The 15,222-nt window shown below is 71.1% G+C and carries 10 protein-coding genes; 7 read left to right on the plus strand and 3 right to left on the minus strand.

Annotated features, from left to right (window positions below; translation table 11 throughout):
* Nucleotides 1-63 precede the first annotated feature (63 nt).
* A complete protein-coding gene (locus tag JIG36_RS16600; RefSeq protein WP_203377160.1) occupies nt 64-1,236 on the plus strand; it encodes a MarP family serine protease in 1,173 nt (390 codons plus the stop codon).
* 149 nt (nt 1,237-1,385) lie between these two features.
* The gene (locus JIG36_RS16605) at nt 1,386-2,141 is read left to right on the plus strand and encodes a hypothetical protein (RefSeq protein ID WP_203377161.1); all 756 of its coding nucleotides are present in this window, start codon (nt 1,386-1,388) and stop codon (nt 2,139-2,141) included.
* Between the two features lie 35 nt (nt 2,142-2,176).
* On the opposite strand, the gene mycP is transcribed toward JIG36_RS16605, so the two are convergent.
* Together mycP and eccCa are read right to left on the minus strand one after the other, a co-directional pair.
* Entirely contained in the window at nt 2,177-3,442 is a 1,266-nt protein-coding gene (mycP, locus tag JIG36_RS16610; RefSeq protein WP_203377162.1) for a type VII secretion-associated serine protease mycosin, read from the minus strand.
* A 117-nt stretch (nt 3,443-3,559) separates the two neighbouring features.
* Complete coding sequence (eccCa, locus tag JIG36_RS16615) at nt 3,560-7,528, minus strand: type VII secretion protein EccCa (protein WP_203377163.1); 3,969 nt, start codon at nt 7,526-7,528, stop codon at nt 3,560-3,562.
* 145 nt (nt 7,529-7,673) lie between these two features.
* On the opposite strand from eccCa, the gene eccD reads away from it, so the two are divergent.
* Nucleotides 7,674-9,107 (plus strand): type VII secretion integral membrane protein EccD, encoded by a 1,434-nt coding sequence (gene eccD, locus JIG36_RS16620; protein WP_203377164.1) that lies wholly within the window; start codon nt 7,674-7,676, stop codon nt 9,105-9,107.
* 135 nt (nt 9,108-9,242) lie between these two features.
* Here the strand turns inward: eccD and JIG36_RS16625 are convergent, their stop codons facing one another.
* Nucleotides 9,243-9,746: an inorganic diphosphatase gene (locus JIG36_RS16625; RefSeq protein WP_203377165.1), complete on the minus strand. Its 504-nt coding sequence runs from the start codon at nt 9,744-9,746 to the stop codon at nt 9,243-9,245.
* A gap of 1,081 nt (nt 9,747-10,827) precedes the next feature.
* On the opposite strand from JIG36_RS16625, the gene dacB reads away from it, so the two are divergent.
* From dacB to hpt, 4 genes are all read left to right on the plus strand, one after another.
* Nucleotides 10,828-12,231 carry a D-alanyl-D-alanine carboxypeptidase/D-alanyl-D-alanine endopeptidase gene (gene dacB / locus JIG36_RS16630; RefSeq protein WP_307872753.1) on the plus strand — a complete coding sequence of 468 codons (1,404 nt, stop codon included), beginning with the start codon at nt 10,828-10,830 and terminating at the stop codon, nt 12,229-12,231.
* Between the two features lie 97 nt (nt 12,232-12,328).
* Complete coding sequence (locus JIG36_RS16635) at nt 12,329-13,390, plus strand: zinc-dependent metalloprotease (RefSeq protein ID WP_203377166.1); 1,062 nt, start codon at nt 12,329-12,331, stop codon at nt 13,388-13,390.
* Nucleotides 13,390-14,427, plus strand: a complete 1,038-nt coding sequence (gene tilS / locus JIG36_RS16640; protein WP_203377167.1) for a tRNA lysidine(34) synthetase TilS — start codon at nt 13,390-13,392, stop codon at nt 14,425-14,427. Before JIG36_RS16635 ends, tilS begins: the two co-directional genes overlap by 1 nt.
* A 138-nt stretch (nt 14,428-14,565) precedes the next feature.
* On the plus strand, nt 14,566-15,141 hold the full coding sequence (gene hpt, locus JIG36_RS16645; protein ID WP_203377168.1) for a hypoxanthine phosphoribosyltransferase: 576 nt from the start codon (nt 14,566-14,568) through the stop codon (nt 15,139-15,141).
* Nucleotides 15,142-15,222 lie beyond the last annotated feature (81 nt).

A 15,222-nucleotide genomic window follows, 5' to 3' on the forward strand; every position in this document is an offset into this window, starting at 1 on the left:
CTGGCTTCCCACCTCTACCCTGGGTGAGTGTCCGTGGTCGATTTCTACGCTGGGTGAGGGTCCGTGGTCGATGGCATCCTGATCCTGCTGATGCTGGTCTTCGCGATCAGCGGTTACCGCCAAGGCTTTGTCATCGGCGCGCTCTCGTTCGGCGGCTTCTTCAGCGGCGTGCTGATCGGCCTGCAGGTCGGCCCGCTGATCGCCGACCGGTTCACCGACCCGACCGCGCGGCTCGTCGTCTCGCTGGTCACGATCTTCGCGCTGGCCGTGCTGGGGCAGACTTTGGCCGGCTGGCTCGGCACCCACCTGCGCCGCGCCATCCAGAGCCGTCCGCTGCAGCGGGTCGACGACGCCGGCGGCGCGGCCATCTCGCTGGTGGCGGTGCTGCTGGTGGCCTGGCTGATCGCCGTGCCGCTGGGCTCGACCCCGTTCCCGGCGCTCAACAAAGAGGTGCGCGAGAGCGCGATCCTCGGCGGCATCAACAGCCTGATGCCCGACCAGGCGCAGGCTCTCTCGGCCGCGCTGCGCGACACGCTCGACACCAGCGGCTTCCCCGACGTCTTCGGCGGCCTCACCCCGACCGACGCCAAAGAGGTGGCCGCGCCCGACCCGGCGCTCAAGGGTTCCCAGATCGTCCAGAAGTCGAAGCGCTCGGTCATCAAGGTGCTGGGCACGGCGCCGAGCTGTTCGCGGCGCATCGAGGGATCCGGATTCGTCTACGCCGACGAGCGCGTGATGACCAACGCGCACGTCGTCGCGGGCACGCGCGAGACCGAGGTCGAGGTCAACGGCCGGCGTCAGGATGCCACGGTGGTCGTCTACGACCCCGACCGCGATCTGGCCGTCCTCTACGTTCCGGGCCTGACCGCGCCGGTGATGCCGTTCGTCAAGAAGCAGGCCGCCACCGGGGCGAGCGCGATCGTGCTGGGATATCCGCAGGACGGCCCGTACGACGCCCAGTCCGCCCGTGTCCGCGACGTCGGTCGCATCACGGGTCCCGACATCTACGACTCGGGCGACGTGACCCGCGAGATCTACACGATCCGTTCGCTGGTCCGCAGCGGCAACTCGGGCGGCCCCCTGATCACCACGAACGGCCAGGTGCTGGGCGTGATCTTCGCGGCCGCGGCCGACGACAAGAACACGGGCTTCGCCCTGACCGCCAACGAGGCGGCCCCGGTGGCCCAGGCCGGCGAGTCCCGAACCCGAGGCGTCCGCACCGGCGACTGCGCCTGACCGCCGGCCCCGACGCGCCGGCCCGTCGCCGCCCGGCCGGGTCTGGCGTCCCCGACAAGCGCGTTCCGGCGGTCGGTGGCCCGCCTCCGCCTACGCAGCGATCCGTTCGTTGCGCCGGTGTTCTCGGCTGCCCGCTCAGCTAGGCGTTCGTGGCGCCGATACAGATTTTCCGTTTCCAGGAGTTCGAGGAACGATCGGCCGACGTGAACCGGACGGTGTGGTCCGGCGATCTCGCGCGGTTCACCAATGACCTTCCGCAGACGTTTCTCGTCGCCTCGCAGGAAAAGACGCAAGACAAGAAGCTGAAGCGGGCGGCTGTCATCTCCGCGGTTGCCGTGGTGACCTGTGGCGCTCTTGTCCTCTTCGTGGCCTCGCGCCGTGATTCTCAACCGGCCGCCGCGCCTGCGAGCTATGCGGTGTCTCCGGTCGATTCGCCCACCACGGTGCGAGCCGGCTCGGTGCCCACCACGTCACCGGTGCCGACAACGTCGCCATCGCCGTCACCCGTGGTGACACCAGCGCCTGCCTTCACCATCACATGCGATGTCGGCGATTCCGGCGACGAGGTGACGTTCACTTCGGTCAAGCAGGCGTGGGCCGCCAACGGCGGAACGTACTTCTGCGAGGCGGAGGTGCCGGACTCGCACCGGTTGACCAGCTCGGAGAAGGCGGCTGTCGTCATCGACCAGAGACTCGGCAACGGTGACAGCATGATTGACTCGCTTGAGGTGCTTCTCGGGTTCTGCGCCGACACCGTCGACTACGACGTCACCTACGAGAAGATCGAGCCCAAGACGGTTGAGCGCTACGAAGACATGGACGAGGACCGGCTGCAGGCGGTCTACAAGCTCTGCCCGAATGCTCCCACGGCCAAGCTCATGCGCCAGGCGATCTATAACCAGTGACAACCCGGCCATGGCGGCCGACCGCCGGGGGTGGGTCAGGTGTTGGCGGCGAAACGGCGGATGGTCAGCGCGGCCGCGACGGCCGAGAGCAGGAACAAGCCGGCCGCCGCCCACCAGCCCCGGTGGGAGTCGGTGGCGGGGGCCGCGACCGGGGCGGCGCCGCTGCCGGCCTCGCGGTCGGGGGAAGCGGGGACCAGTTCCTTGGTCGCGCCCTCGGGCGCCGACTGGGCCTGGCCGGGAACCGGCGCGCTGCCGAACCGGGCGATGCCGGGCGACGGGAGGTTGTCGAGCGGGTTTTCGAAGACCGGCGGGACCGAGGCGGTCAGGGCACCGACCGGGTCGACCAGGCCGAAACCGAAGACCGGGTCGCGGCCGGGGGCGCCCTTGTCCTTCGCCGTACGGATGATGCGGTTGATGACCTCGCCGGCCGGCATGTCGGGCCAGCGGGAACGGATCAGGGCCGCGGTGGCCGAGACCATCGGGGCGGCGAAGCTGGTGCCCTGGACCTTCCAGTAGTCGCCGCCGGTGTTGGCGCCGACCAGCTGGGTCGCGGGGGCCGTCACCACCGTCTCCTTGCCGGTGATCGAACCCGACCACAGGGTGGTGCCGTCGCGTTCCATGCCCGCGACGGCGAGGACGCCGGGCTCGCGAGCCGGGTACCACACCCCGGTCGAGGAGGACGCGCTGGTGTTTCCGGTGCAGGCGATGACGACGACGTCTTTGGCGAACGCGTAGTCGAGGGCCGCCGCCAGGGCCGCGCTGCTGCCGTTGCCGCCGAGCGACAAGTTGATGACCTTCGCGCCCTTGTCGACCGCCCAGCGCACACCCTTCGCGACGATCAGGGCGTCGTTGTAGCGGTTGTCCTCGTCCAGGACCCGTACGGGAAGAATTTTGGCCTTGGGCGCGATGCCGACCACACCGGACTCGTCGTCGCTGCGCCCGGCGATGATGCCCGAGACCGTGGTGCCGTGGCCGACCAGGTCGGTGTCGCCGTCGCCCTTGTCGTCGACCAGGTCGAGACCGGGCAGCACCTGACCCTGCAGGTCGGGGTGGTCGGCGTCGACACCGGAGTCGATGACGGCGACGGTCACGCCGGTGCCGTTGGCATAGGTCCAGGCCTCGGCGATGTTGAGGGTGGCCAGGTGCCACTCGTCGGCCCGCACCGAATCGCCCTGCAGCGGGCTCGGCTCGGCTCGGAGCTCGGCCGGCACGGTGGGTGCGGCGGAGACCGGCGACACCGGGAAACCCAGGGCAAAAAGCCCAGCCGTCGCGGCAGCGGCCAGTCGGCGACCACTCACCAAGGCGCACCGCCTCCAAAGGCCAGAACCAGGTCGATGCAGATTACTCCGAAACCGAGCCTTACGGCGGGGATCGGTCGATGGTTGTCGCACCGCCTGTCTGTTAAATCTTCGCGCATGTCAGTACGGCGCCAGGTGCGCCAACTGAATCAGCCGTGTGCCCTCACGCCGCGTGAGCAGACGTCCGCGGCCGGGTGGCATCAGCACCGGCCGGACGTTGCCGATCAGTGCGCCCTCGTCGGACGGACCGGACATCACCAGGCCCGGCGCCGACAGTTCGCGCAGGCGCTGGATGACCGGCTCGTACAGGGCCCGGCTGGCGCCGCCGGCCCGCCGGGTGAGGATCAGGTGCAGGCCGACGTCGCGGGCCTGCGGCAGGTATTCCAGCAGCGGGGTGAGCGGGTTGGTCGGCCCGGCGACGACCAGGTCGTAATCGTCGACCAGCACGAACAGCTCGGGACCGGTCCACCATGACCGTTCGCGCAGCTGCTGGGCGGTCACGTCGGGGCCGGGCAGGCGGCGTTCCATGTAGCCGGCGACCGACTGCATCAGCTCGAGCGTCTTCTGGGCCTGGATCCCGTACCCGATGCGGTGTTCGGTCTCCGGAAGGTCCATGAGGGAGCGTCGGTAGTCGACCAGGATGATCCGCGCCTCCTCGGGCGCGAACCGGTTCGTGATCGTCGTGGCCAGGCCGCGCAGGAACGTCGACTTGCCGCACTCGGCGTCGCCGAAGAGCAGGAAGTGCGGGTCGGAAGCGAAGTCGATCTCGACGGGCTGCAGGTCGGCCTCGGAGATGCCGATGGGAAGGCGCAGGCCGCTGCTGCGTTGGAGATCCAGGTCCGCGTACGGCACCAGGGCCGGAAGCAGACGCACCCGGGGCGCCGGAGCGCCGTGCCAGTTGGTGGCGATCTCCTTGACCAGGTCGGACGTGTCGGCCAGGGTGCTCAGTTCGGGCCGGACCGTGAGCAGGTGGAGGAACTTGTTCTTGTCGGTCGGGTGCTCGATGATGCCGCGGCCGGGCTTCTCGGGCACCGTCATCGCGGCCCGGCGGTTGACCGTGGAGTCGCTGGGGTCGCCGAGACGCAGTTCGAGTTTGGAGCCGAACAGGTCGCGGATCGCCGGCCGGAAGTCCATCCACCGGGAGCTCGCGGCGACGACGTGGATGCCGTACGAGAGACCGCGGGTGGCGATGTCGGTGATGACGGATTCCAGCTCTTCGTACTCTTTGCGCAGCGTGGCCCAGCCGTCCACGACGAGGAAGACGTCGCCGAACGGGTCGTTGTCGCCGGCCTGGCTGGCGGTGTTGGCCCGGCGGCGCCGGTACGACGCCATCGAGTCGATGCCCATGGCGGCGAACCGCGCCTCGCGCTCAGTGAGCAAAGTGGAGATCTCGCCCACCGTACGCCGGACGCCCACCGTGTCGAGCCGGCCCGACACGCCGCCCACGTGGGGCAGGTCGCGCAGCGTGCCGAGCGAACCGCCACCGAAGTCGAGGCAGTAGACCTGCACCTCGGCCGGTGTGTGGGTGAGCGCCAGCCCGCAGATCATCGAGCGCATCGCGGTCGACTTGCCGCTCAGCGTGGAGCCGACCATCGCCACATGCCCGGCCGCGCCCGCGAGTTGCAGCCACATGACGTCGCGCAGCTGCTCGCGCGGCTTGTCGACCATCGCGATCGGCACCTGGAGGGCGCCGTGCAGTTCCGGGTTGGCGAACGCCAGGCCACGGGCCTGGTCGACCACCACCGGCCCGAGCAGCTCGTCGAGGGCCGGGGACTGGTTGAGCGGCGGCAGCCAGACCTGGTGGGCCGGCGGCCCCTGACCGCCGAGGCGGTCGACCATCACGTCGAGCACGCTCTCGCCGGCCGGGATCTCCTCGGGCTTCGGCTCGACCGGCTTCACCGGCTTGGGCGCCGGGACGTAACGCGTCGAGTAGGACAGGACCTGCGGTTCGGCCCCGGCGCCGCCGCCGGTGGTGCGGGCGCGGGCCTTGGGCAACGGGCCCGAGACGTACGCGGCCTTGAAGCGCAGCAGTGGCTCGGTGCCGAACTTGAGATAACCGTGGCCGGGGGACCGCGGCAGCTCGTAGGCGTCCGGCACGCCGAGCACGGCCCGGGATTCGAGCGCCGAGAAGGTCCGCAGGCCCACCCGGTATGACAAGTGGGTGTCGAGGCCGCGCAGCCGGCCCTCCTCGAGCCGCTGGCTGGCCAGCAGCAGGTGCACGCCGAGCGACCGGCCCAGCCGTCCGATCTGGACGAACAGGTCGATGAAGTCGGGTTTGGCCGAGAGCAGCTCGGAGAACTCGTCACAGATCACGAGCAGCGACGGCAGCGGCGGAAGGGCGGCGCCACCGGCCCGGGCCTTCTCGTAGTCGCGCAGGCTGGCGTAGTTGCCGGCCTTGCGCAGCACCTCCTGCCGCCGGATCATCTCGCCGTCGATCGCGTCGACCATGCGGTCGACCAGTGGCAGTTCGTCGGCCAGGTTGGTGATCACGGCGGCGGTGTGCGGCAGGCGGTCGAGCGAGGCGAACGTCGCGCCGCCCTTGAAGTCGATCAGGACGAAGTTCAGCGACTCGGACGAATGCGACGTGGCGAGCGCCAGCACCAGCGTGCGCAGCAGCTCGGACTTGCCCGAACCGGTGGCCCCGATCAGCAGGCCGTGCGGGCCCATGCCGTCCTGGGCCGACTCCTTGAGGTCGAGCTCGACCGGGGCGCCGTCGGCCCCGACGCCGATCGGCACGCGCAGCTTGTCGCGGTTGGGCCGGGGCATCCAGGCCTGGGCCACGCTGAACGTCTCGGGGTCGCCGATGTTGAGCAGATCGGCCAGGCCCATCTCGGTCGACAGCGGGGTGTCGGACGACTTCGACATCGCGGCCAGGCGCAGCGGGGACAGCCGCCGCGCGACCGCCTCGGCCTCCTCGACGCTGAGCTGGTCGGGCTGCCCGACCTCGGCCTCGTGCTCCATCGAATACGTGTTGAGCACCCGGCGGCCGGAATGGTGCGCGACCTCGAGCACGAGCAGCGAGCGGTCGAGCAGCCGGGGTGGTTGCTCGTCGAGGTCGAGGACGGTGACGCCGTCGATGCCGTCGTCGAGCTGGGTCGCGCCCTTGAGGTCGGCGCCGTCGAGCACGATCACCACGTGCGGCGTGCTGACGCTCTGGCCCATCGGGTTGAACCGGGGGCGGTTGCCGATCACGTCTTCGAGCAGTTTCTCCAGCTCCTGGCCGGTGCTCGCGACCAGGCGCACGTGACCGAGCGCATCGGTGCGGGCCGGGTGCAGGTTGTGCGGCAGCCACTTGACCCACTCCCACGACGAGCGGCGTTCGGGGCCGGCGCAGACCGCGACGATCAGGTCGTCGGGCGCGTGGAACGTGGCCAGCTGCGCGACCACGGCGCGGGTCAGGCCCTGCACGTCGCTGGTCGCGCCCGGACCGCCGGCCCGCAGGAACACGCGCGCGAACCCGCGCAGCGAGGCCGCCACAGGCAGGTCGGGCACCACGGAGTAGGCGTCGAGGAAGCGTCGCAGCGCGCCCGCGGTCATCGGCTCGAGCTCGTCGAGCGGGCGGGTCACCGGCGGCAGCAGGGGCGTGGCCAGCGTCTGCGGCCCGACGGCGAGCCGGACCACGCCGAAGTCGGGGTCGCTGGTGCGCCGCTCCCACACCCGGTGGCTGCCGGCGGTGGACCAGAGCTTGGTCGGGTCGGGGTGGCGGTAGAGCAGGCCCACGCGCTGCTTGCGGGCCGTCTCGCGGACGCGTTTACGCAGGCCGGAGAGGTGCCGCAGGTATTCGCGGCGGGCTGCCATCATCTCGGCCTTCTTGGGCGAGCCGTTCGAGCCGAAGCTGGTGGCCAGCATGGCGACCGACGAGATGCCGAACAGGCCACCGATCACATAGGAATAGGCCCCCGTGCGGCCCTGGCCCATCATCATGGCCATCGCGACCGAGCCGCCCAGCATCGGCAGCGCCATCATCGCCTGCTGCCAGCGCCCGCCGGCCGCCTGCGGGATCTCGGGCGGGGGCTCGACAGCGATCTCGCCGGTCGGGATCTCCGGCGCGGGGCGCCGGGCCGACCGCTTGATCACTACCGTACTCATTCCGCCCTTTGTCCCTTTCGTCCATATTGGCGGGTCGCCACTGGGCGTTGCCCTGGGCTCATCGTAGGTAAAGTGCGCTTGCGCCCGCAGCCTCGTCCTCGTCGATGTGCGGCGGCGGGGTAAAACGGGGAACGGGGAGGTGTCCATGAGTATCGGATTGGCGCGGGTCACGATCAGCGCCCCGCAGCGCCGCATCGACGTGGCCCTGCCCGAGCACGTGCCGCTGGCCGAGCTGCTGCCCGAGGTGCTGCGGCACGCGGGTGAGGGCCTGGCCGACGACGGCGAGCGACACGGCGGCTGGGTGCTGCGGCGCACCGACGGGGTCGCGCTGGCCACGGCTCAGGGTCTGTTCCCCCAGGGCGTGCGGGACGGCGAGGTGCTCCACCTGGTGCCGGCCCACGACGAGTGGCCCGAGCTCGAGTACGACGACGTGGTCGAGGCCATCGCCGAGGGCGCGCGCCGCCGCGGCAACGCGTGGACGCCGGCCTCCACCCGCACGGCGACGCTGGTCGGGGCCGGGGTGCTGCTCGCGCTCGGCCTGATCGCGGTGCTCGCCGCGGGTCCAGGATGGACCGGTGCGGCCTTCGCCGGGCTCGGGCTCGCGGTGCTGCTCGCGCTGGCCGGGGTGACGGCTTCCCGCGCGTACGGGGATGCCCGCGCCGGGGCGGCTCTCGGTGCGTACGCGATGCCGTTCGCCTTCGCCGGTGGCGCCGTTCTCGTCGCCACCGAGGACCCGGTCGGCGTCTTCGGGCTGCTGCCCTGGCTCGGCGGCTCGGAACTGCTGGCCGGATCGGTCGCGCTGCTGCTGGTCGCCGCGCTCGGTGCGGTCGGGGTGGCCGGTCAGCTGCGGCTCTTCACGGCCGGCGCCGTGGTCGGGCTGTTCGGTGCGGTCGCGGCGCTGACCAGCATGGTCACCAGCGCCGCCGGGGCCGCCGCGGTGCTGATCTCGATCCTGGTCTGCGGGATCGGCGCGCTGCCGCTGCTGGCGATCCGCTTCGGCAAGGTGCCGATGCCGCCGGTCACGCTGCCCACCGGCGCCGAGGCGGCCGAGGGGTTCACCGGGGTCAGCGCCTCGAGCGCGCTCGACGCCGCCCGCGAACGCCCCGACCGGGCCACCGTCTTCGCGGCCGTGACCCGAACCGAGGAACTGCTGGCGGGCATGCTGCTCGGCCACGCCGTGCTGGCTGTGGCCGCGTTCAGCGTCCTGGCCGTCGACGGTTCGCTCTCCACCCGCATCCTGATCGCCGTCTCGGCGGCGGCGCTGCTGCTGCGCTCACGGCTGTTCGTCACCCTGCGCCAGCGGGTGCCGCTGGTGGTGGGCGGTCTGGCCGGCATCGCGGCGCTCGGCGTCGACATGCTGCGCGGCGCCGACGCGACGGTGCTGCTCGGGATGGTCGGGGCGGCGCTGGTACTGGCGTTGATCACCGTGGTGGCCGGGGCGACCTATTCGCGCAAGCCGCCCTCGCCCTATCTGGGCCGGGCCGCCGACATGCTGGACACGCTCGTGGTCGTGTCGGTGATCCCGGTGGCCTGCGCGGTGGTCGGCCTCTATGACGCGGTGACCGGCATCGGCCGCTGATCTGCCGGTCTTTTCGACCTGCTCGGAAAAGCAGCGTGGACGGCGCTTCTCAGCTGCCGTCCACGCTTGTTGCTCGTTCAGCGGCCGCGCGACGTCGGCGGGCGACGGCGGGGCGCGACCTTTCTCTTGCTCAGGTCAGTGCTCGTGGCCCTCGGCCTCGGCGGCCTCCTGGCGCTTGAAGGAGGCCTTGATCTCCTCCTCGGCCTCGACCCGGCCGGTCCAGGTGGCGCCCTCGACCGACTTGCCCGGCTCCAGGTCCTTGTAGACCGTGAAGAAGTGCTGGATCTCCATCCGGTCGAACTCGCCCAGGTGGTGGATGTCGCGCAGGTGCTCCTGGCGCGGGTCCTCGAACGGCACGCAGAGGACCTTGTCGTCGCGGCCCTTCTCGTCGGTCATGCGGTACATGCCGATGGCGCGCGCCCGGATCAGGCAGCCCGGGAAGGTCGGCTCCTGCACCAGCACGAGCGCGTCCAGCGGGTCGCCGTCCTGGCCCAGGGTGCCCTCGATGAAGCCGTAGTCGGCCGGGTACTGCGTCGAGGTGAACAGGGTCCGGTCGAGCCGAATGCGACCCGTCTTGTGGTCGACCTCGTACTTGTTGCGGTGCCCCTTGGGGATCTCAACCACTACGTCGAAATCCATGTTGTGCTCCCTTGTTCGCCCGCTCGAGAGAAAGACCGGTCCCACGGGGCGGGGAAAACTGCGGCCGGACAGTAGCGGCCGACAGGATCCGCGCGCGTCGGTGTGCCGGATGTCGCTAGTCTCCCCTAAGTCTTACGCCGCGTTCTAGGAGGGGCTCGTGGGGAGGCAAGATTCACACGATGGTCCCGACTACGACGGCGTGTCCGAGTCGCATCGGGGCTCCGGAAACGGTAACCCGGCGGCGGGCCCGGCCGGTGCGGCTTCGCCCCAGCCCGAAGCCACCGTCGACCTCAGGGGGCACATGGGGGCACAAAAGCCTCAACCGTCCCCCGAAACGGCCGTTGAGGCTGGTCGGGCGACCGTGTCGACGCCACCCGTTCGGCCGGAATCGGTGGCCGGTCGGGCACAGCTTTTGAGCGATCCGCAACAAGCGCCGCGGGGGTCCGTGCCCGCGCCGGAAAATCGCCAGGCGCCGCCGCCGTCGTCACCGCGCCCATTTGCCGACAGTTCCGACAATTCGCCGCCGAACCCAGGTGGCGGTGGCCCGAGCGAAGTGGCGGCGCGGGCTCTGAGCAACGCTGGGGTCGAGCTGTCGGACCAGCCCTCCGCCGGTGAGCGGGCTCAGGGGGCCTGGGCGTCCGCGCCGGGCACCGCGGCCGTGGCCGGCGGCACCTATGGGCGGGCGTCCGTGCCGATCAACAACCTTCGGCCCACGTCACCGGCCCAGCCTGTGGTGCCGGACAGCGCCGCCCGGGCCGGCGGGGCGTCGAACGGTCCCGCTGAGGGTGCGGTCGCGCCGGGCTCGGGCCAAGAGGCGGACCAGGTCGCGCGAGGAGCGGCGGGGGTCGGGCCGGGAGTGGAGCACGCGGCCGCGCGCGGGGCGGCCGCCGTCGGAGCGGGGCCGAACGAGCGACCGGGGCCGGGCGGCGGGACTGATCTGCGCGCCCCGGGGGCCGGGGGCGGCGGGACCGATATGCGCGCCCCGGCAGCATCCCCCGCAGCGGGCCGCACGGCCGTGACCAACGACGCGGCCGGGCCAGGGACGGACGGGCGCGGTCGGAAATCCCGTACGAAATGGGTGGTGGCTCTTTCGGTCGTGATCGCCCTGGTCGTGGCGGCCGGCGTGGTCGGACTGGTGCGCCCGGGACCGGTGGCCGGGTGGCTGTCGGCCGAACCGACCAACACGCCCACGACAGCGCCGCCGACGCCCGACCCGTCGCCGACACCGGTGCTCGTGGCAGCCACCGGGGGAGGCGCGGCACTCACCGCCGACAGCGTGACAAGGGCCATCGACCCGCTGGTGAAGTCGACCGCGCTGGGGACCAAGGTGCACGTCGCGGTGCTGGACGTGGCCTCGGGCGAAGTGCTCTACGCGCGGAACGCCGACACCATGACCACGCCCGCCTCGACCACAAAACTGCTGACGGCGGCGGCGGTGCTGAGCTCGCGCGGGCCGTCGTACCGGCTGAGCACCCGGGTGGTCGCGGGCAGCCGGCCCGGTGAGGTGGTGCTGATCGGCGGCGGGGATCCGACGCTGGCCACCACCGCGAACAAGCTGTTCCCGGGGGCGGCGCGCCTCGACACGCTCGCGGCGCAGGTCAAGAAGGCGCTGGGGACGACCAAACCGACCCGGGTGCTGTACGACATCTCGCTGTTCAGCGGGCCCGAGACGGCCCGGGGCTGGGACGGCAGCGACATCTCGTTCGGCCAGGTGTCGCGGATCCAGGCGCTGATGGTCAACGCGGGGCGGGTCAAGCCGATCCACAACGAGTTCGGCGGGGATCCGCGGTCGTCGAATCCGGCCGACGCGGCGGCCAAGGCGTTCGCGAAGATGCTCGGAGTGCCCTCGTCGGCTGTCAAAAAGGGCAAAGCTCCCGTGGCCGCCTCGGCCGCCGCGGGGGAGGTCGCGCCGGGCGCACCGCTGGGCGTGGTGCAGTCGCCGCCGATGGTGCAGCTCACCGACTGGATGCTCGAGCAGAGCGACAACACCGCGGCCGAGGCGCTGGGGCGGCAGGTCGCGATCGCCGGCGGCAAGCCGGGCACGTTCGACGACACCACCGAGGCGATCATCGGGCGGATCCGCGACCTCGGGCTGCCGGCCGACGAGGCCAACCTCTACGACGCGAGCGGGCTGTCGCGCAACAACGGGATCAGCCCGACGCTGCTGACGCAGTTGCTGGCCTTCGCCGCCTCGGGTGAGCAACCGGCCCTGAGCAGTATGTTCGGCGGGCTGCCGGTGGCCGGCTGGTCGGGCACGATGCTCAAGCGTTTCGTGAAGCCGCAGGCCAACCAGGTCGGCCAGGGTGTGGTGCGGGCCAAGACGGGGACGCTCAGCGGGGTCAACACGATGGCCGGGATGCTGACCACGGCCGACGGGCGGCTGCTGGTCTTCGCGATCATGGCGAGCGGGTCGGGGAACGCGGTTACCGGGCGGGCTGCGCTCGACCGGGTGGCGGCTCGTTTAGTTCAGTGTGATTGCAGTTGATCCGGTTCGGGTGGCGGGTGGGGTGGTTGGACCGGGGGTGCTGATCTCGGGGTTTCACCTGAGTCTGGGCTCGATTTCCGCGGGTACGGTGGGTGGCATGGCGCAGTTCGTTGACTGGGATCTGGCCGCTGCGACCGCGGGCGCGCTCTCGAAATCCGGCCCCGCGGTCTCCTATGACGACGCGATGACGGTGGTGACCGAGCTGCGGAACCTCACCGACGAGGCCGCGGGCCACGTCGCGGCCTACACGGGCCTGAGTTCGCAGGTCGAGGTGCCGCCCGTCCGGGTGGTCGACCGCAAGGACTGGGCCGCGGTCAACATCGAGGGCCTCAAACAGGTGATCATCCCGCTGGTGACCCGGCTCTCCGGCGACAAGCAGCCGGGCGGCCTGGCCGACGCGATCGGCTCGCGGGTCACCGGCGTGCAGGCCGGCACCATCCTGGCCTATCTCTCCGGCCGGGTCCTCGGGCAGTACGAGGTGTTCTCCGGCAACCCGGGCCAGCTGCTGCTCAACGCGCCGAACATCGTCGAGGTCGAGCGCAAGCTGGGCGCCGACCCGCGTGACTTCCGGCTCTGGGTCTGCCTGCACGAGGTCACCCACCGCACCCAGTTCACCGCCGTCCCGTGGATGCGCGGCTATTTCCTGGGCGAGGTGCAGGCCTTCGTCGACGCCTCGCAGAGCACCGAACACATCCTCGAGCGCATGCGCCGGGGTGTCGCCACGCTCTCCGACGCGCTGCGCGACCCGGAAAGCCGCTCCTCGGTGCTCGACATCGTGCAGACGCCGGCGCAGAAGGCCGTGCTCGACCGCCTGACCGCGCTGATGACCCTGCTCGAGGGTCACGCCGAGTTCGTGATGGACGGCGTCGGCCCCGACGTGATCCCGAGCGTCGAGTCGATCCGGGCCAAGTTCAACCGCCGGCGCGAGACCGGCAACCCCCTCGAGAAGGCGGTACGGCGGCTGCTCGGCATCGAGGTCAAGATGCGGCAGTACGCCGAGGGCCGCAAGTTTGTGCACGGCGTGGTCGAGCGGGTCGGCATGGACGGCTTCAACAAGATCTTCGACTCGCCGCTGACCCTGCCGCGGCTCGACGAGCTCGGCGACCCCGACGCCTGGGTGACCCGGGTGCACGGGTCGCAGCCCGCGATCGGCGGGTAGTGGCCCGGATCCCGCCCGCCGTCGCCGCGGTGCGGCTGGCCGTGCGCCGGGCCCTGCCCGCGGACGGCCTGGTCCTGGTGGCGTGCTCGGGCGGGGCGGATTCGCTGGCGCTGGCCGCGGCGGCCCGGTTCGTCGGGGCCGACGTCGGTCTGGTGACGGTTGATCACGGGCTGCAGGCCGGTTCGGCCGAGCGGGCCGCCGAGCTGGCCGCATGGGCGTCCGGGGCGGGGTTCGCGCCGGTGCTGGTCGAGACGGTGTCGGTGGCCGGACGGCCCGGCGGACCGGAGGCGGCGGCTCGAACGGCCCGGTATGAGGCGTTGGCGGCCGCGGCCGAGCGGGCCGGGGCGGTGGCGGTGCTGCTCGGGCACACCCGCGACGATCAGGCCGAGACGGTGCTGCTGGCGCTGGCCCGGGGTGCGGGGCCGCGCGGACTGTCCGGGATGCCGGCCCGCAAGGGGATCTTCGTGCGGCCACTGCTCGACGTGGCCCGGGCCGACACGCGCAAGGCCTGCGCCGCTCACGGGCCGGCGCCATGGGAGGACCCCCAGAACTCGGATCCGGCGTTCGCACGTTCCCGCGTACGGGGAAAGGCTCTTCCCGCCCTTGTCGAGGCGCTCGGCCCAGCGGTCGTGGCCAATCTGGCTCGGTCGGCGTCGATGATCGCGGCCGACAACGAGGCGCTGGACGAGCTGGCCGCGGCGGTCCTGTGGAAAACCGAGGCACGGCTGTGGACAACCGAGCAGCCCGCACTTGACACCGGTGTAGGTTCCGAGCTCTCCCAGGGCGGGTGGGGGAGGCGGTGGCTGCTCCCCGACAAGCTGGAGATTTCTGATTTGTCGGGTATGCGGATGGCGGTTCGACGGCGAGTGCTGCACATGTGGGCGCGGGAGCTCGGCGCGCCCGGAGGTGCCCTGTCGCATCGGCATGTCGAGGCGCTCGACGCCCTCGTCACCGATTGGCGCGGCCAGGGTGCCGTACACCTCCCGGGGGGCATTCGGGTCGTCCGCGACCACGGCGCACTCGTTCGAGTGCCCTGATCGCCTGTGAGAGTTGTCACTCCGGTTGTCGGATTTGGCGGTCGAGCTGGGCGGAAGAGGCGGTTTTCCTGCGGTTAGGCCGCAGTTGATCGCCGCCCCGTGCGGCGGACGGCAACCTTCATGCGGCACGCTGGGGCCATGGCTGACGGGTCCTGGTACGACGCCGACATCGACCACGTGATCATCTCCGAGGAGCAGATCCGGGAAAAGATCGCCGAACTGGCGAAGCAGGTCTCCGCCGACCACGCGGACGCCGAAGAGGGCATCCTGCTGGTCTGCGTGCTCAAGGGTGCGGTCATGTTCATGGCCGACTTCGCCCGCGCGCTGGGCAACCACGGTCCCTCCACCGAGATGGAGTTCATGGCGGTCTCGTCCTACGGGCAGGGCACCACGTCGTCCGGCGTCGTGCGCATCCTCAAGGACCTCGACCGCGACATCACCGGCCGGCACGTGGTCGTGGTGGAAGACATCGTCGACTCCGGTCTCACCCTGTCGTGGCTGATGAAGTACCTGCAGTCGCGCTCCGCGGCCAGCGTCGAGGTGGTCGCCCTGTTCCGCAAGCCCGACGCGGTGAAGGTGCAGGTCCCGGTGAAGTACGTGGGCTTCGACATCCCGAACGAGTTCGTCGTCGGTTACGGTCTGGACTTCGCCGAGCGCTACCGCGAGCTTCCGTACGTGGGTGTGCTGAAGCCCGAGGTCTACGCCCGTAGCTGAACCGTTTCTCAGCCTCTTCTCAGAAATCCGTCCTTATGGGCGGTTTTGCCACTAAAGCTTGCTGAACGGGCGACGGCCTGC

The organism is Paractinoplanes ovalisporus (assembly GCF_016834655.1).
GTDB classification, from domain to species: Bacteria; Actinomycetota; Actinomycetes; order Mycobacteriales; family Micromonosporaceae; genus Actinoplanes; species Actinoplanes ovalisporus.

Excerpts from the sequence above, each read along its gene's own strand:
- eccD (WP_203377164.1), top strand. The coding sequence starts at position 7,674 with ATGAGTATCGGATTGGCGCGGGTCACGATCAGCGCCCCGCAGCGCCGC.
- eccCa (WP_203377163.1), bottom strand. The coding sequence starts at position 7,528 with ATGAGTACGGTAGTGATCAAGCGGTCGGCCCGGCGCCCCGCGCCGGAG.
- JIG36_RS16625 (WP_203377165.1), bottom strand. The coding sequence starts at position 9,746 with ATGGATTTCGACGTAGTGGTTGAGATCCCCAAGGGGCACCGCAACAAG.
- hpt (WP_203377168.1), top strand. The coding sequence starts at position 14,566 with ATGGCTGACGGGTCCTGGTACGACGCCGACATCGACCACGTGATCATC.
- JIG36_RS16635 (WP_203377166.1), top strand. The coding sequence starts at position 12,329 with ATGGCGCAGTTCGTTGACTGGGATCTGGCCGCTGCGACCGCGGGCGCG.